We start from the raw sequence: 16,397 nt of genomic DNA, 5'->3' as shown, positions 1-16,397 counted from the left end.
ACGTATTGCGCCGCGTCAGTTCAGGTAAGGGGACCAGGACGGTTCTCTGACTTCGCCTTGTGCGGTAGGAAGCGGGAGCCTCACGCGTCCATTAATGGACACGAGCATCAAGACTCCCCGGCCCTGCTGGCGGGTGGCGTAGATTACCATGGTGCCGTTGGGCGCAACAGTGGGTGACTCGTCCAGAGTGCTATCAGTGAGGATTTTTACACTTCCGCGCTGCAAATCCTGGGCCGCCACCTTGAAATTGGTGAAACCGTCCTGGCGATGGATCATCACCAGGGTCTTTTCGTCCGCCGACAGTTTAGGGTTGGCGTTGTAGTTACCGACGAAAGTCACGCGCTCGGCACCACCGCCACCGGCGCTGGTCTTGTAGATCTGAGGCTTGCCGCCACGGTCGGAGGTGAAGTAGATGGTCGAGCCATCCTTGCCCCAGAACGGTTCGGTGTTGATGCCCGGGCCGTTGGTGACGCGGGAGATCGAGCGCGAAGCCAGGTTCATCACATAGATGTCCGGGTTACCGTCCTTGGACAGCACGAACGCCAGGCGCGAACCGTCCGGCGACCAGGCTGGTGCGCCGTTCAGGCCTTCGAAGTTGGTGATCTGCTCACGACGACCGGTGTCGATGTGCTGCACGAAAATACGCGGACGCTTCTGCTCGAACGAGACATAGGCGATGCGCTTGCCATCGGGGGCGAAGCGCGGCGACAGGATCGGCTCGCGCGATTGCAGCAGGGTCACCGCACGCGCACCGTCATAGTCGGAACGCTGCAGGGTGTAGCGGGTGTTGTTCTCGGAGAAACGCTCGGCCGTCACGTAGAGCATGCGAGTGGAGAACGCGCCCTTGATGCCGGTGAGCTTCTCGAACGACTGGTCGGCGATGTAGTGCGACATGTCGCGCAGTTGATCGACGCCGCCCGACACGCTGCCGGTCAGCACTTGCTGCTCGGTGGCGACGTTGAACAGGGCGTACTGCACCTGCAGGCGACCGCCGGCCGGAACGATGCTGCCAACCATGATGTACTGGGCGCCCAGGGCCTTCCAGTCACGGTAGATGACTTCGCTGGCCTGGGTTGGCAGGCTGATCATGTTCTGCTTCGGAATCGGCGCGTAGTAACCCGAGTTGCGCAGGTCGTTGCCGATGATTTCCGCCATGTCGTCCGGCAGGACGTTACCGCCCTGCCAGCCGAACGGTACGACGGCGATCGGGGTGGCCCGGTCGCTGCCGCTGGTGACCAGAATGTTCTTTTCCTCTGCTACCGCTATCCCTGCCAGGCAGCAGATAACGACAAGCATTCCTCGAAGAAGGTTTCTCACAAGGCTAGATCCTCAGGTGTGAATGTCATCTTGAATGAACGATAGGGAGCAAAGTCGCTCGGTTTCATTCCTTGCATTTCCGTCAAACGCCCAATGTTCTTGACCGCTGCGACCGCCGAAGCGTCGAACGGGCCATCACCACTGGACTTGGCGACGCTGACCGAGGTAACCGTACCGTCGGGCAACATGCCGATTTGCAATACTACCGTCATGCCTTTGCGCGCCGAAGGTGGACGAGCCCAGCCTTCTGCCGCTCGGGCCCGAATCAGATCATCGTAGCTACCGGCAACTTCATCACCCTGCTCATCGGCCAAGGCCTGCTGGCGCTCCGGCGTGTCGGAAAGCAAATCTGCCAAGGCCTGGGCCTTCTTGTCTTCGGCGGACTTACGCGCTGCGTCCTGGGCCTTTTTCTTGGCGGCGTCGGCGGCGGCTTTCTTCTTCGCGTCTTCGGCGACTTTCTTTTTCGCCTCTTCAGCTTCAGCTTTTTTCTTGGCGTCTTCGGCCGCTTTCTTCTTGGCGTCCTCGACGATCTTTTTCTTCGCTTCTTCAGCGGCCGCTTTCTTGGCCTCTTCTTCAGCGGCTTTCTTGGCTTCTTCTTCGGCTTTCTTCTTGGCTATATCAGCCAATTGTTTCTCTTCTGCCTTTTTGGCCTCGGCGGTTTTCTTCGCTTCGTCGGCTTTCTTGGCTTCGTCAGCCTTTTTCGCCTCGTCCGCTTTCTTCGCCTCATCGGCCTTCTTGGCTTCCTCGGCTTTTTGAGCCGCTTCCTCTTTCTTTTGTTCCGCGGCCTTTATCGCTTCCTGCTCGACCTTCTTCTGTTCCATCTGCTCGACTTCAGTCTGGCGCGCGGCGGATTTCTTCGCCTCACCGGCAAGCTTCTGGTTCGTCTGGGTCGTAGCCTGGCTTTTCGACTTGAGCTGGTACAACGTCGCCTGCACGATCGGCTTGGCCGGCGGCAACTCCGGGGTCATGGCAAAACTGACGAACAGCATGCCGAACACCAGCACATGCAGGCCGATGGCCAGGACACTGGGCCAGAAGTAGCTTTCCGAGGCGGACGGCTCTCGCTGTTGCTGCATCAGGGGGCCTCGGTGATCAAGCCAACATTACCGACCCCGGCTTTCTGCAGGCCGCCCATGGCGCCCATCACGGCACCGTAGTCGACGGTCTTGTCGCCGCGAATGAAGACTTGCGTGCGCTTGCCGGCATCGTTGCCGACACGAATGATCTTGGTCACCGCATCGGTCATCTGCGGCAAGGTCATGGCCCGGTCCTGCTGTTTCTCGGTGTCCACTTCACTGCCAAGGTTCCAGTAGTAGGTCTTGTCAGCCTTGATCGAAATGGTCAGTACCTGGGTGTTGTTGTCCTGCGGCAAGGCTTCGCTGGAAACCTTGGGCAGATCGACCTTCACGCCCTGATTGAGCATGGGCGCGGTCACCATGAAGATGACCAGCAGCACCAACATCACGTCGATGTAGGGCACCACGTTCATCTCGGCGACCGGCTTGCGCTTTTTTCGGGCTCGAGCGATTAAAGCCATTGGGAAATACCTGCTTATTCTTCGCTGGTGTGCACTTTACGGTGCAGGATCGCCTGGAATTCATCGGCGAAGGTGTAGTAACGGCCAGTCAGCATTTCGCTGCGGGCAGCGAAGCGGTTGTAGGCGATCACGGCCGGAATGGCCGCGAACAGACCGATGGCGGTGGCGATCAGTGCCTCGGCGATGCCCGGGGCCACGGTGGCGAGGGTCGCTTGCTGGGCGGAAGCCAGGCCACGGAAGGAGTTCATGATCCCCCACACGGTACCGAACAGACCGATGTACGGGCTGACCGAACCAACGGTGGCCAGGAACGACAGGCCCTGTTCGAGCTTTTCTTCCTCGCGGGAAATGGCGACGCGCATGGCACGGGCCACACCTTCCATCACCGCCTCAGGGTCGACGCCCGGCTGCTGGCGCAGGCGAGAGAACTCCTTGAAGCCGGCACGGAAGATCTGCTCGACGCCCGAGTCCGGGTCCGGGTTGCTGCCGGCCTGGCGATAGAGCTTGGACAGGTCGATGCCGGACCAGAAGCGCTCTTCGAAGCTCTCCAGGGCACGACGACCGGCGCGCAGCATGTTGCTGCGCTGAAAGATCATGATCCATGAGGTCACCGATGCGGCTACCAGGGTCAGCATTACCAGTTGCACCACGACGCTGGCATTGCTGACCAGGCTCCACATGGAGGAATGGTCGACGACGTTAGCTTCCACGCTTTATCTCCTGCTCTGAGTGTGTACCCGCGCCGCTCACGCCGGCAAAGGCCGCACGTAGAGCTTCGGGAATGGCCCGGGGTTTCAAACTATGGGTGCGCACACAGGCCACCAAAAACTGCCCTTCGCAGAGCAGCACGTTATCCGTAGCCCGCCTGACCTGCTGCTTGAAGCGCAGGCTGACACGGTTCAATTCGATGACATCGGCACTTACCACCAGTTCGTCGTCCAGTCGCGCCGGCGCGTGGTAACGCGCTTCGCTGGAATGCACGACGAATAACAGGTCCTCCCCTGCCAGCGCGGATTGGGCAAAACCCAGTTCCCGCAGCCGTTCGGTTCGAGCCCGTTCCATAAACTTGAGGTAATTGACGTAGTAGACGATGCCGCCGGCATCGGTGTCCTCGTAATAAACGCGACAGCGATGTGCGAACGACTCCAGCCCGTTTTGCGCGCGCATACTCTAGTGCTTACTCCTCAGGTTGCCAATCGGCCAGGCAACTGTTTTTTCATTCTCGAACGCATTGACGCTCCGGGCTTCGTCTGGGACAGCACGAACCGGAAAAAAGTCGGCGTACAGAGCTCGTTCAATCGTCCACGGCATCGAGGAATTCGTCTACCACCGGCATCTCGCCCATTCGTGTCGGGATGTTTAAGCCAAAGTGCAGGTAAGCATGGCGGGTCACCACGCGCCCGCGAGGCGTGCGCATGATATAGCCCTGCTGGATCAGGTACGGTTCCAGCACATCTTCAATGGTGTGGCGCTCTTCGCTGATGGCCGCCGCCAGGCTGTCCACGCCCACCGGGCCACCGTCGAACTTCTCGATCATGGTCAACAGCAGGCGCCGGTCCTGGTGGTCGAAACCACGCTCGTCGATGTCCAGCAGGTTCAGCGCCAGGTCGGCAATCGGCTTGGTGATGTGGCCCTTGGCCCGGACTTCGGCAAAATCCCGGACCCGGCGCAGCAAGCGGTTGGCGATCCGCGGCGTCCCCCGGGCACGCCGGGCGATCTCATAAGCACCGTCCGGGTCCAGTGGCAAGCCGAGGATGCCCGCCGAGCGGCTGACAATCGTCGCCAGGTCGGCGTTGTTGTAGAACTCCAGGCGCTGGACGATACCGAAACGGTCCCGCAACGGGTTGGTCAGCATGCCGGCGCGGGTGGTGGCGCCCACCAGGGTGAAGGGCGGCAGGTCCAGCTTGATGGAGCGCGCCGCCGGCCCTTCGCCAATCATGATGTCGAGCTGGAAATCTTCCATGGCCGGGTACAGCACTTCCTCGACGATCGGCGACAACCGATGGATTTCGTCGATGAAGAGTACGTCATGGGGCTCAAGGTTGGTCAGCAACGCCGCCAGGTCGCCCGGCCGTTCAAGCACCGGCCCCGACGTGCTCTTGATCGAGACGCCCATTTCCTGGGCAATGATGTTGGCCAGGGTGGTCTTGCCCAGGCCCGGCGGGCCGAAGATCAAGGTGTGGTCCAAAGACTCGCTGCGCCCACGGGCCGCCTGGATGAACAGCTCCATCTGCTCGCGCACGGTCGGTTGGCCGATGTAGTCGGCCAGGCTGACAGGACGAATCGCGCGGTCCTGGATTTCCTCGCGGTCACGGGGTGCGCCCGTGGCGGCGATCAGACGGTCAGCTTCAATCACTTAAATCATTCCCTTCAGGGCACGGCGAATCATGTCTTCGGTGCTCAGGCCTTTTTCCTTGATGGCGGAAATCGCCTTGCTGGCCTCCTGCGGCTTGTAGCCCAGGGAGATCAACGCGGTGACCGCATCGTTTTCGGCGCTGACCGCCGGCACCGGCGCGTCCGGCTGGTTCGGCACCAGGGCGAACATCGCTGGCACCGCCTCCCAGGCCTTGAAGCGGTCCTTGAGTTCGACCAGCAGGCGCTCGGCGGTTTTCTTGCCCACCCCCGGCACCTTGGTCAGCGCCGAGGTGTCCTGGGACTGCACGCAGCGCACCAGTTCGTCGACTTCCAGGCTCGACATCAAGGCCAGGGCCAGTTTCGGGCCGACGCCATTGAGACGGATCAACTCGCGGAAGAAATCCCGCTCGCGCTTGCCGACGAAACCATAGAGTAACTGCGCATCCTCGCGCACGACCAAATGGGTGTGCAGGGTCAGCGGCTCGCCGACCGACGGCAAGCGATACAGCGTGGTCATGGGCACTTCCAGCTCATAACCCAGGCCATTTACATCCAGAATCAGGTGCGGCGGCTGTTTTTCAGCCAGGGTGCCGCGCAAGCGTCCAATCACGTTTCAGGTCCTTGGGTGTTGGCCAGCCCGCGGGCTGGCGAATAACAGCCCGGGCAGGAAGGCCGACGACACAGGCGCAAGATGCTCGGGCTCACGAAGATTGCGCTGATGCTATCAGAGACGCAGGCGCCCGCCACGACTGCGTGCAGTCCCCAGGCCATGAGGCAACAGGCTGGAACGGGTATGGGCATGGCAAATGGCGATGGCCAGGGCGTCGGAGGCGTCGATTTGCGGCTTGCTGACCAGTTTCAACAGGTGCATCACCATCATTTGCACCTGCTCCTTGTTCGCCGCCCCTGTGCCGACGACCGCCTGCTTGACCTGGGTCGCGGTGTACTCGGCGATCTCCAGGTTTTCCTCGGCACCAGCCACAATGGCCGCGCCCCGGGCCTGCCCCAGCTTCAGGGCCGAATCGGCGTTGCGCGCCATGAAGACCCGTTCGATGCCCATGGTCACCGGGCCGTAGGTCTGGATGACTTCGCGCACGCCGCGATAAACGATCTGCAAGCGCTCGTGCAACTCACCCGCACCGGTGCGGATGCAACCGGAGGCGACGTACACGCAGCCGCGCCCGGTATCGCGAACCACACCGTAGCCGGTGATGCGCGAACCAGGGTCGATACCAAGGATTAAAGTCATAACGCCTGCGGTTTGAAGAGGATTTGACCAGACCTGTGGGAGCGAGCTTGCTCGCGATGGCGTCGGGTCAGCAAGCACAGTGTTGACTGAAGTATCGCTATCGCGAGCAAGCTCGCTCCCACATTGGCATTCGTGCAGTTAAGTGGACGTCATCAGCCCAGTTGTTCAGCCACCGACTCCGGAATATCGGCGTTGGAATAAACGTTCTGCACGTCATCCAGGTCTTCCAGCATGTCGATCAGCTTGAGCACCTTCTCGGCGCCTTCCAGGTCCAGTTCGGCACTGGTGGTCGGCTGCATGACGATTTCCGCGTCGGCGGGCTTGAAGCCGGCCGCCTCCAGGGCATTGCGCACGGCATAGAAGCTGGCGAACGAGGTGAACACGTCGAACGAACCGTCTTCATGGCTGACCACGTCATCGGCGTCGGCCTCCAGGGCCGCTTCCGTCAGGGCATCTTCATCGAGGCCCGGGGCGAAACTGATTTGCCCCTTGCGCTCGAACAGATAGGCCACCGAGCCGTCGGTGCCCAGGTTGCCACCGCACTTGCTGAACGCGTGACGCACGGCGGCAGCGGTACGGTTGCGGTTGTCGGTCATGCATTCGACCATCACGGCCACACCGCCCGGGCCATACCCTTCGTAGGTCAGTTCCTCGACGTTGTCGGCCTCGGTCGCACCCGCGCCACGGGCGATGGCCCGGTCGATGATGTCGCGGCTCATGTTGGCACCCAAGGCCTTGTCCAGGGCCAGGCGCAGGCGCGGGTTGGAACCCGGATCGCCGCCGCCCTGGCGGGCCGCGACCGTCAGCTCACGGATCCACTTGGTGAAGATCTTGCCTCTCTTGGCATCCTGACGTTCTTTGCGGTGCTTGATGTTCGCCCACTTGGAATGACCTGCCATAACTCGCTCCGTTTCTCTTTGGAACATTGCCCGCCCTGCGCGTGGGCAGCGGCCGGCAATCAGAAATATCGACCCCAATGAAAAGGCGCATCCGAAGATGCGCCCTCTCAGGTGCCAGCCTTACTCAGCCTTTGGCTGTTCACGCAGACGGATGTGCAACTCGCGCAACGCCTTGGCGTCCACCACGCCCGGCGCCTGGGTCATGACATCGGCCGCGCTCTGGGTTTTCGGGAACGCGATCACTTCACGGATCGACTGGGCGCCGGTCATCAGCATCACCAGGCGGTCCAGGCCGAAGGCCAGGCCACCGTGGGGCGGCGCACCGTATTTCAGCGCGTCCAGCAGGAAGCCGAACTTCTCTTCCTGCTCGGCTTCGTCGATGCCCAGCAGGCGGAACACCGCCTGTTGCATTTCCTTGCGATGGATACGGATCGAACCGCCACCCAGCTCGGTACCGTTCAGGACCATGTCGTAGGCGCGGGACAGGGCGGTGGCCGGGTTGGCCTCCAACTCTTGCGGCGAGCACTTCGGCGCGGTGAACGGGTGGTGCAGCGCGGAGAAGCTGCCGTCGTCGTTTTCTTCGAACATCGGGAAGTCAACGACCCACATCGGTGCCCACTCGCAGGTCAGCAGATTCAGGTCGTGGCCCAGCTTGATACGCAGCGCGCCCAGGGCTTCGCTGACGATCTTGGCCTTGTCGGCACCGAAGAACACGATGTCGCCGTCAACCGCACCCACGCGATCGAGGATCACATTGAGGTTGGCTTCCGGAATGTTTTTCACGATGGGCGATTGCAGGCCGTCGACACCGGCGGCGCGCTCGTTGACCTTGATGTACGCCAGGCCCTTGGCACCGTAGATACCGACGAACTTGGTGTAGTCGTCGATCTGCTTGCGCGGCATGCTGGCGCCGCCTGGAACACGCAGGGCCGCGATACGGCATTTCGGGTCGTTGGCCGGGCCGCTGAACACCTTGAACTCGACGTCCTTGAGCTGATCGGCCACGTCCACCAGTTCCAGCGGGTTACGCAGGTCCGGCTTGTCGGAACCGTAGCGGCGCATGGCCTCTTCGAAGGTCATGTGCGGGAACTCGCCGAACTCCAGACCCAACACTTCCTTGAACAGGTTGCGGATCATGCCTTCGGTCAGGCCCATGATGTCTTTTTCGTCGAGGAAGCTGGTCTCGATGTCGATCTGAGTGAACTCAGGCTGACGGTCGGCACGCAGGTCTTCGTCGCGGAAGCACTTGGCGATCTGGTAGTAGCGATCGAACCCGGCCACCATCAGCAGTTGCTTGAACAGCTGTGGCGACTGCGGCAGGGCGAAGAAGCTGCCGGGGTGGGTACGGCTCGGCACCAGGTAGTCGCGGGCGCCTTCCGGCGTGGCACGGGTCAGGATCGGCGTCTCGACGTCGAGGAAGCCGTTTTCGTCCAGGTAACGACGGATGCTGGTGGTCATGCGCGAACGCAGGCGCAGCTTCTCGGCCATTTCCGGACGACGCAGGTCGATGAAGCGGTAGCGCAGGCGGGTTTCCTCGCCCACGTCGGAGTATTCGTTGAGTGGGAACGGCGGGGTTTCCGACTCGTTGAGCACTTCCAGCTCGTAGCCCAGCACTTCGATCATGCCCGACGCCATGTTGGCGTTGCCGGCACCGGCCGGGCGCAGGCGCACCTTGCCGGTGATCTTGACGACGTATTCGCTGCGCACGCGGTCGGCGGTGGCGAAGGTTTCAGCGCGGTCCGGATCGAACACCACCTGGGCCAGGCCTTCACGATCACGGATATCGAGGAAAATCACCCCGCCATGGTCACGGCGACGATGGACCCATCCGCAAAGAGTAACTTCCTGACCTTCCAGGCTTTCGTTCAGTTGGCCGCAATAATGGCTGCGCATCATGGTAGTGGTTTCACTTCTCGTAATTCGACATTCGGTTGGAGGCCCTGCCCGTGCAAGAACTCGCGCGTATTCAACTCAATCAGCTTTGTCGCCACCGGCCAGGTTTTTCTTGGCGCCGGTCTTGAAGTCGGTTTCATACCAGCCCGTGCCGCCGAGGCGGAAACCAGGCATGGAGAGCATCTTTTTCAGTTCCGGCGCCTGGCAGGCAGGGCAGTCGACCAGCGGTGCCGCGCTGATCTTTTGAATGGCTTCCATCTGATGACCACAGGAAGCACATTGATAGTCGTACATCGGCATGGGGTTGTCTCGGCGATCAGGTTACACGCGCAAAGGCGGGGCTTTGCGGCAAAGAGCGGGATTATATCCATTAAATGCGGCCTGTGCAGCCGTAAGACCGCACAGCCATTGCCGAGTGAACACCATGTAGGAGCTGACGAGTGCAACGAGGCTGCGATCTTGCCCCAGACACTTGAGTCCCAAGCGCAAGATCAAGATCAAGATCAAGATCAAAAGATCGCAGCCCCCGGCAGCGCCTACGCCGCACCATGATCCATCCCGGTCTCCTTCAAACTGTGCACCACGCAGACCACCCGCACCAACCCGCTGAAATTGCGCACCCCGCCATGGCGCAGGTGCACTTCCCTGTCCACATGGGACAGCAACGTGCTGATGGAGCAGCGGTTGAGCTCGGCCATGTCACCGAGGATATCCCAATAGACCTGTTCCAGCCGCAGACAGGTGGCGAACCCGTTCAGGCGAATGGATCGGGCCAAGGGCCGGGCCAGTTGCATATCGAACCCCCGGATGAACGGGTCGACGCTGATGGGCTGAAAACGCCCCAGCCGCCCTTCCCCGGGTTCTTTTCCTTGAATCATACCGTTGACACTCCTTTGCCATACGAGCCTCTGGGTTGGAACAACCCATCTGTGGCTCTATGGAAGCTCAACGGCATCGCCAGTTCCAGACGACTTTATGACCATGGGCGTAGGACAAGCCAACAGCAGGCCGGCGACGAATTACGCGGTCCTACACCCAGCGGGAGCAAGCGCCCTCGCCACGACGCCTTATTAGTTTTCCAACAGCGCCCGTAGCATCCACGCGGTCTTTTCGTGAACCTGCATGCGCTGGGTCAGCAGGTCGGCCGTGGGCTCGTCACTGACCTTGTCCAATAAAGGAAAGATGCCACGGGCCGTACGCGTCACCGCTTCCTGGCCCTCGACCAGTTGCCGGATCATGTCTTCGGCAGCCGGCACGCCTTCCTCTTCCTTGATAGAGGACAGGCGCGCATACACCGAGTAGGCACCCGGGGCCGGGAAGCCAAGGGCGCGGATTCGCTCGGCAATCAGGTCCACCGCCAGGGCCAGCTCGTTGTATTGCTCCTCGAACATCAGGTGCAGGGTCCGAAACATCGGCCCGGTGACGTTCCAGTGAAAATTGTGGGTCTTGAGGTACAGCACGTAGGTATCCGACAGCAGGCGCGAAAGCCCGTCGACGATGGACTTGCGGTCTTCTTCACTGATACCGATATCAATTGCCATGGGGTAGATCTCCTTAGGGTGATGAATTCGACAACGGCCCTACCACTCTAGTGGTTCTGGCCGCCTACGGCCTGCGACAGATTGCCAGCCCTCCAGAACCGACCAGCCAAGGCAGCCGACGGTTCCGACACCTGGGAAATTCAACGCCGCTTGCCTGGCGCGTTCAAGCAGCCGCGGGGCTTTTCTGGCCGACGAACAGCGCGGTCCGCGCCCGTAACGGGTTTGAGAAGGCCCGAGCTTTGCTGTTAAATAGGCAGTGTGTCGCTACGCCTAATTTTTCCGGGCGTAACGCATAGGCTGATTCGGGTACGTGTCCAACGCCTCTCATTGTTTCGAAGCGAACCGTGCCCGACCCGCTCTTCCTTGTGATCTGTCTTAACCGTGAGCCAATCAAAATGTTGAAAATCGTCCACTTGCTAATGGGCGCAGCTGCCCTGCTGCTGTCCTTCATCCCTAGCCTGGGTTCCGAAGCCACACCTTACCTGCAACACCCCGATGCACTGTACCTGGCCTTTTTCGGCCTGCTCAACCTGACCCTTGCCCCCGTCATCCCTTACTGGAACAAAGGTCCACGCCACCAACTGCAAAACCTTGTCAGCGCCTTGCTGGTGCTGGCCGTTGCCCTGCAAACCCTGGCCCTGCTGGCGCCCATGCCGGAAATTGGCGGTCAACCGGCCATTCTGTTCAGCCTGGGTGCGGCACTGCTCGCCGTAGCACTGCACCTGGCCGTCAGCTTCTACAAGAAGTCGTCGCCGACCGCCGCTGCGCAGAACTACGACATGTCCAACCGCGATACCGGCACGGTGAAGTGGTTCAACACGTCCAAAGGGTTCGGCTTCATTTCCCGCGACTCCGGCGATGACATCTTCGTCCATTTCCGGGCCATTCGTGGCGAAGGCCATCGCGTCCTGGTGGAAGGCCAGCGCGTGGAATTCTCCGTGATGAACCGCGACAAGGGCCTGCAGGCCGAAGACGTGATCGCTGCGCTGCCGCGCCGCTGATCCAAGCGTAAAAAAACCGCGATGCAGCCTCGCTGCTCGCGGTTTTTTATTGCCTGCCAATCGGCCAGGTCAGTAATGAGGAGGCGGGGCTTCTTCTTCGAAGGATTCGAACTGCCCGGCCATTTCTTCCTGGCGTTTGAGCAGCGCCGCCATTTGCAGCTGCAAACGTTCGACGATTCGTTGCTGCTCCACCAGTACGTCATTCAACGCCTGGATGGTGTCATCCTGAAAAGCCAAGCGGCTTTCCAGGTCGGTTACGCGTTCTTCAAGGTTCATGGTTCAGCCCTCCAGAAACTTGAAATCATCGGCCAGCGCCATGCGCAAGCGTTCGCGAATGGCCGTTACCTGTTCTTCATTATAAGGCTGGGCCGGGTGCTTGCCCCAGACCGGCGCCGGCCAGGCGGCATCATCACGCTTACGCACGATGACATGCATATGCAGTTGACTGACGACGTTACCCAAGGTTGCAACGTTGAGTTTATCGGCGTCGAACGAATCCTTGAGGGTTTCGGCCAGTGCGGTGGTTTCTTTCCACAGTTGCAATTGATCGATGTCATCCAATTGAAACAATTCACTGATATTTTCCCGCCGCGGTACGAGGATGAACCACGGGTAATTGGAATCGTTGGACAAGAGCAACCGGCACAGCGGGAAATCACCGATGGGCAATGTGTCTTGTTGCAGTCGTGGGTCTAAGGCAAACACCGCGCGTACTCCTCGCTAATGAATTCGCCCGGCGCAGCGGCCCGCAGGCCTGCATCGGGCACAGACCCGCAGCATACCCGCGAACGCAGGATCGATCACGGCGAACCGCCCCCGGCTCACCCCGACGGCTATTTTTTTCGACCCAACGGCCCGGCCTGGCATGAACAAGTGCAGCCCCACGCACCAACACGGCGCAACGATTAGGCAAAGCCCTGACATCGCCGCCCCAGAGGTCAGGCGATTCCCTAGGCGCTGTAAGATTTTCGTACAAGACACAAATTTTTTGCACCAAAACAGCACAGTGCGTCTACGCTCAGTGCACAAAGCATCCGGGATTTACTCACTGTGCAGGGTGAACCGGTAACGTTTTTGGTTGTCGCGGCATTTTTATCGTCGCCCAACACGGCGGCCGTACGCAGTCAACCCTATTTAAAACAAGGCCTTTGGAGCCCGGTTTCATGAGGTTTCACCGCGACAGACGCCAGGATGTGAAAAAAATGTAAACGAAATTCGGGTTTGTGCATGCTTGTTGCATTCATCCCCACATCGTCCACAGGGCCACGCCGGAAGCGAGTACCTGCGGACTACAAAATTAAAGTGGCAAGGCTGCCCCAAGGAGCTTCAAGCGCAGTAATGACGGACTCTTTACACCGATGCAGGAACAGAAAACACAACATTTAAGTTGTGAATCCGATTGCATTGGATCAGCCCAGATACGACATGGATCGAGCCATTGGCGACATGGTCGTAAAGAAGCTGAAAGGTTGAATGGGCAAGTATCGCCAAAGAATGTCGGCGTGATATAAGTTTGCGCCGACACAAAAAGAAAGAGCCGCCCAGATAATAAAACAGGTGGGACGGCAGTACTCTTAAAACCAAAGGAGCAAATCACGATGCGCGTGATGAAGTGGAGCATGATCGCACTGGCCGTTGCTGCAGCAGCCAGTACTCAAATGGCCTCGGCCGCACCTTTCGTAAGTGACCAGGCTGAAGCCAAAGGCTTTGTTGAAGATGCCAGCGCCAAACTGCTGCTGCGCAACTATTACTACAACCGTGACCGCAAAGACGGCTCTACCGACCAGAAAGACTGGACCCAGGGTATCTGGGGTAACTTCAACTCCGGTTACACCCAAGGCACCGTAGGCGTCGGTATCGATGCATTCGGTTACCTGGCGGTTAAACTGGATGGCGGCGATGGCACTGGCGGCACCGGCAACATGAGCCGCGATGCCGATGGCGACGTCAATGACAGCCAAGGCAAAGCCGGTGCAGCGGTCAAATTCCGCGTATCCAAGACCGAGCTGAAAATCGGTGACCAGCAGCCAAGCACTGCTCCAGTGTTCGCGGTTGGCGGCTCCCGTATCCTTCCTCAAACTGCCAGCGGTTTCCAACTGCAGAGCAGCGAAATCAAAGACCTTGACTTGGAAGCCGGTCACTTCTACTCGGCGACCAGCCAGGACAAAAATGCTCGTAACGGCGGCCTGTATGCGACTTATGCCGGTGTCGAAGCCAACACCATCGACTACGCTGGCGGCAAATATGCCTTCAGTGAAAACCTGTCCGCATCGTTGTATGGCGCCCGGTTGGAAGACATCTGGAACCAGTACTACGCGAACCTGAACTACACCATCCCAATGGGTGGCGATCAGTCGCTGAACCTGGACGGTAACATCTACCGCACCACCGACACCGGCAGCTCCAAGGCCGGTGACATCAGCAACACCGCGTACTCCCTGGCTGCAGCCTTCTCGTTCCTGAAAGCGCATACCATCACCGTTGCCTTCCAGAAAATCAACGGCGACACACCGTTCGACTACATCGGTGTAGGCGGTCACAGTGGCTCCGTTAACCGCGGCGGCGACTCGATCTTCCTCGCCAACTCCATCCAGTACTCTGACTTCAACGCCCCTGGCGAGAAGTCTGCCCAGATTCGTTACGACATCAAGATGGCTGAGTACGGCGTTCCTGGTCTGAGCTTCATGACCCGTTACGTTAAAGGTTGGGACATCGATGGGACCAACCTGTCCGCTAACAGCCAGTATCGTGATAGTTTGGGCAACCCGCTGTACGGAAGCAACGGCAAGCACAACGAAACCAACTTCGAAGCCAAGTACGTTGTCCAGTCTGGCCCGGCCAAAGATCTTTCCTTCCGTGTTCGTCAAGCCTGGCACTACGCTAACGCTGATGAAGGCGAAGGCGACATCAAAGAGTTCCGCCTGATCGTCGACTACCCGATTTCGGTTCTGTAATTGCCGAAAGTCTGTTTGCGGTAATCAAGAAAAGGCCCATCTTCGGATGGGCCTTTTTTATTGGATCAACTTTTTACGCAAGGCCTGACTTGAAGGTCAGACAACAATCGATCGAGCGTTACGCCGATGTCGATTCCTGAACGACCCGAATCACGCGTTGTGGAAACGGAATATCAATGCCCGCGTCCTTCAAGCGATCCCGCGCCTGTTCATTGAGCATGAACATCACGCTCCAATAGTCCGCGGTCTTCACCCAGATGCGCAGCGACACCGTGATGGAACTGTCGCCCAAGGTGGAAATCACCGCTTCAGGCGCCGGATCCGCCAGCACACGCTCATCCTTGGCCAGCTCCAGCAACACTTCCCGGGCCTTTTGCAGGTCAGCCTGGTAATCCACGCCGACATCAAACACGACCTTGCGGGTCGGCTGGCGGTTGGTGTTGGTAATGATGCCGTTGGAGAGATTGCCGTTGGGCACGATGACGGTCTTGTTGTCACCGGTGCGCAACACGGTGTGGAAGATCTGGATGCTATCGACCGTACCGGCCACACCCTGGGCTTCGATCCAGTCACCGATGCGGAACGGGCGGAACAGCAGGATCAGCACGCCACCGGCGAAGTTCGCCAGGCTGCCTTGCAGGGCCAGACCAATCGCCAGGCCGGCGGCACCGATGGCGGCGACGAACGAAGTGGTTTCCACGCCAATCATCGAAGCGACGCTGACGATCAACAATATCTTCAGAATGATGTTGGCCAGGGTACTGATGAACCCTTGCAGCGCCAGGTCGGCGTTACGCAGGGCCAGCAGCGCACCCAGTTTCTGCGTCACTTTGTTGATCAACCACCAGCCGATGGCCAGGGTGATGACCGCCAGCAGCACCCGGCTGCCATACTCCATGATCATGGGGATCCAGGTCTGGGAAGCCTTGACCAGGTTGTCCACTTCAGCATTCAAGTCCATCTCTCTCTCCTTATTCCTGTTGCACGCGGCATTGTGGCGAGGCCGCTTGCTCCCGCTGGCTGCGTAGCAGCCCCTTATAGGTGGGCGCTTCGCACCCAAGCGGGAGCAAGCTCCCTCGTCACAGGATCTTCATACAACTGAAGTATCAGTCGCGGAAGTTAGTGAATTGCAGGGGCATGCCGAATTCTTTGCCGCGCAATGCCGCAATGGCTTCCTGCAGGTCGTCACGCTTCTTGCCGGTAACCCGCACCTGCTCGCCTTGGATGGCGGCCTGCACCTTGAGCTTGGCGTCCTTGATATGAGCGACGATTTTCTTTGCCAGTTCCTTGTCGATGCCTTCCTTGAGCACGGCTTCCTGCTTCATCAGCTTGCCCGAGGCATAGGCGTCCTTGACCTCAAGGCACTGCACATCGATCTTGCGCTTGACCAGCGCCAGCTTGAGGATCTCGATCATCGCCTCGAGCTGGAACTCGGCCTCGGCGGTCAGGTTCACGGTCAGGTCTTTTTCCTTGAACTCGAAACTGCCCTTGCCCTTGAGGTCATAACGACGGTCGAGTTCCTTGACGGCATTTTCAACCGCGTTGGTGACCTCGTGTTTGTCCAGTTCGGATACCACGTCGAATGACGGCATGTAGTGTTCTCCAAATAAAAAGGCGCGCCAGTATCAACGGCGCGCGCTTGGCTTGTGGT

19 protein-coding genes are annotated in these 16,397 nt (G+C 59.6%); 2 read left to right on the top strand and 17 right to left on the bottom strand.

All coding sequences use genetic code 11. The annotated features are described in order from the left end of the window. Positions 1-15 precede the first annotated feature (15 nt). From tolB to BLQ55_RS01815, 13 genes are all read right to left on the bottom strand, one after another. Entirely contained in the window at positions 16-1,317 is a 1,302-nt protein-coding gene (gene tolB / locus BLQ55_RS01875; RefSeq protein WP_092201472.1) for a Tol-Pal system beta propeller repeat protein TolB, read from the bottom strand. Then, positions 1,314-2,393: a cell envelope integrity protein TolA gene (gene tolA / locus BLQ55_RS01870; RefSeq protein ID WP_003205033.1), complete on the bottom strand. Its 1,080-nt coding sequence runs from the start codon at positions 2,391-2,393 to the stop codon at positions 1,314-1,316. The genes tolB and tolA overlap by 4 nt, the downstream gene beginning before the upstream one ends. Beyond that, the gene (gene tolR / locus BLQ55_RS01865; protein ID WP_161798348.1) at positions 2,393-2,845 is read right to left on the bottom strand and encodes a protein TolR; all 453 of its coding nucleotides are present in this window, start codon (positions 2,843-2,845) and stop codon (positions 2,393-2,395) included. The genes tolA and tolR overlap by 1 nt, the downstream gene beginning before the upstream one ends. A 23-nt stretch (positions 2,846-2,868) precedes the next feature. Continuing rightward, complete coding sequence (gene tolQ, locus BLQ55_RS01860) at positions 2,869-3,564, bottom strand: protein TolQ (protein ID WP_014339916.1); 696 nt, start codon at positions 3,562-3,564, stop codon at positions 2,869-2,871. Beyond that, the gene (gene ybgC / locus BLQ55_RS01855; protein WP_003205037.1) at positions 3,554-4,021 is read right to left on the bottom strand and encodes a tol-pal system-associated acyl-CoA thioesterase; all 468 of its coding nucleotides are present in this window, start codon (positions 4,019-4,021) and stop codon (positions 3,554-3,556) included. Before ybgC ends, tolQ begins: the two co-directional genes overlap by 11 nt. A 127-nt stretch (positions 4,022-4,148) precedes the next feature. After that, positions 4,149-5,210 (bottom strand): Holliday junction branch migration DNA helicase RuvB, encoded by a 1,062-nt coding sequence (gene ruvB / locus BLQ55_RS01850; protein ID WP_003178599.1) that lies wholly within the window; start codon positions 5,208-5,210, stop codon positions 4,149-4,151. Continuing rightward, on the bottom strand, positions 5,211-5,819 hold the full coding sequence (gene ruvA, locus BLQ55_RS01845) for a Holliday junction branch migration protein RuvA (protein ID WP_053124616.1): 609 nt from the start codon (positions 5,817-5,819) through the stop codon (positions 5,211-5,213). A gap of 114 nt (positions 5,820-5,933) precedes the next feature. Continuing rightward, entirely contained in the window at positions 5,934-6,458 is a 525-nt protein-coding gene (ruvC, locus tag BLQ55_RS01840) for a crossover junction endodeoxyribonuclease RuvC (protein ID WP_014339919.1), read from the bottom strand. 152 nt (positions 6,459-6,610) lie between these two features. Beyond that, on the bottom strand, positions 6,611-7,357 hold the full coding sequence (locus BLQ55_RS01835; RefSeq protein ID WP_018614256.1) for a YebC/PmpR family DNA-binding transcriptional regulator: 747 nt from the start codon (positions 7,355-7,357) through the stop codon (positions 6,611-6,613). Between the two features lie 120 nt (positions 7,358-7,477). Then, positions 7,478-9,253 (bottom strand): aspartate--tRNA ligase, encoded by a 1,776-nt coding sequence (aspS, locus tag BLQ55_RS01830; RefSeq protein WP_092166408.1) that lies wholly within the window; start codon positions 9,251-9,253, stop codon positions 7,478-7,480. 75 nt (positions 9,254-9,328) lie between these two features. Next, complete coding sequence (locus tag BLQ55_RS01825; RefSeq protein WP_003178589.1) at positions 9,329-9,550, bottom strand: FmdB family zinc ribbon protein; 222 nt, start codon at positions 9,548-9,550, stop codon at positions 9,329-9,331. A 236-nt stretch (positions 9,551-9,786) separates the two neighbouring features. Continuing rightward, complete coding sequence (locus tag BLQ55_RS01820; RefSeq protein WP_060740898.1) at positions 9,787-10,128, bottom strand: ribbon-helix-helix domain-containing protein; 342 nt, start codon at positions 10,126-10,128, stop codon at positions 9,787-9,789. Positions 10,129-10,320: 192 nt separating this feature from the next. Then, the gene (locus BLQ55_RS01815) at positions 10,321-10,791 is read right to left on the bottom strand and encodes a Dps family protein (RefSeq protein WP_060740897.1); all 471 of its coding nucleotides are present in this window, start codon (positions 10,789-10,791) and stop codon (positions 10,321-10,323) included. 395 nt (positions 10,792-11,186) lie between these two features. Here BLQ55_RS01815 and BLQ55_RS32675 point away from each other — a divergent pair, with 395 nt between their 5' ends. Beyond that, positions 11,187-11,792, top strand: a complete 606-nt coding sequence (locus BLQ55_RS32675; RefSeq protein ID WP_092201468.1) for a cold-shock protein — start codon at positions 11,187-11,189, stop codon at positions 11,790-11,792. 69 nt (positions 11,793-11,861) lie between these two features. On the opposite strand, the gene BLQ55_RS01805 is transcribed toward BLQ55_RS32675, so the two are convergent. Both BLQ55_RS01805 and BLQ55_RS01800 read right to left on the bottom strand, forming a co-directional pair. Beyond that, positions 11,862-12,068: a SlyX family protein gene (locus BLQ55_RS01805; RefSeq protein WP_030140808.1), complete on the bottom strand. Its 207-nt coding sequence runs from the start codon at positions 12,066-12,068 to the stop codon at positions 11,862-11,864. Between the two features lie 3 nt (positions 12,069-12,071). Beyond that, positions 12,072-12,497: an HIT domain-containing protein gene (locus BLQ55_RS01800; RefSeq protein WP_092201466.1), complete on the bottom strand. Its 426-nt coding sequence runs from the start codon at positions 12,495-12,497 to the stop codon at positions 12,072-12,074. Between the two features lie 893 nt (positions 12,498-13,390). Here BLQ55_RS01800 and BLQ55_RS01795 point away from each other — a divergent pair. Further along, on the top strand, positions 13,391-14,746 hold the full coding sequence (locus BLQ55_RS01795) for an OprD family porin (RefSeq protein WP_092252014.1): 1,356 nt from the start codon (positions 13,391-13,393) through the stop codon (positions 14,744-14,746). A 118-nt stretch (positions 14,747-14,864) separates the two neighbouring features. On the opposite strand, the gene BLQ55_RS01790 is transcribed toward BLQ55_RS01795, so the two are convergent. Together BLQ55_RS01790 and BLQ55_RS01785 are read right to left on the bottom strand one after the other, a co-directional pair. Continuing rightward, positions 14,865-15,707, bottom strand: coding sequence for a mechanosensitive ion channel family protein (locus BLQ55_RS01790; protein WP_072348934.1), 843 nt, complete (start codon positions 15,705-15,707; stop codon positions 14,865-14,867). A 145-nt stretch (positions 15,708-15,852) separates the two neighbouring features. Further along, positions 15,853-16,338 (bottom strand): YajQ family cyclic di-GMP-binding protein, encoded by a 486-nt coding sequence (locus tag BLQ55_RS01785; protein WP_092166399.1) that lies wholly within the window; start codon positions 16,336-16,338, stop codon positions 15,853-15,855. Between the last annotated feature and the right edge of the window lie 59 nt (positions 16,339-16,397).

It is taken from the genome of Pseudomonas sp. NFACC13-1 (assembly GCF_900104425.1).
GTDB lineage: Bacteria > Pseudomonadota > Gammaproteobacteria > Pseudomonadales > Pseudomonadaceae > Aquipseudomonas > Aquipseudomonas fluorescens_AA.
Note: the sequence above shows the minus strand (reverse complement) of the source record. Positions and strands in the feature narration are given on the sequence as shown.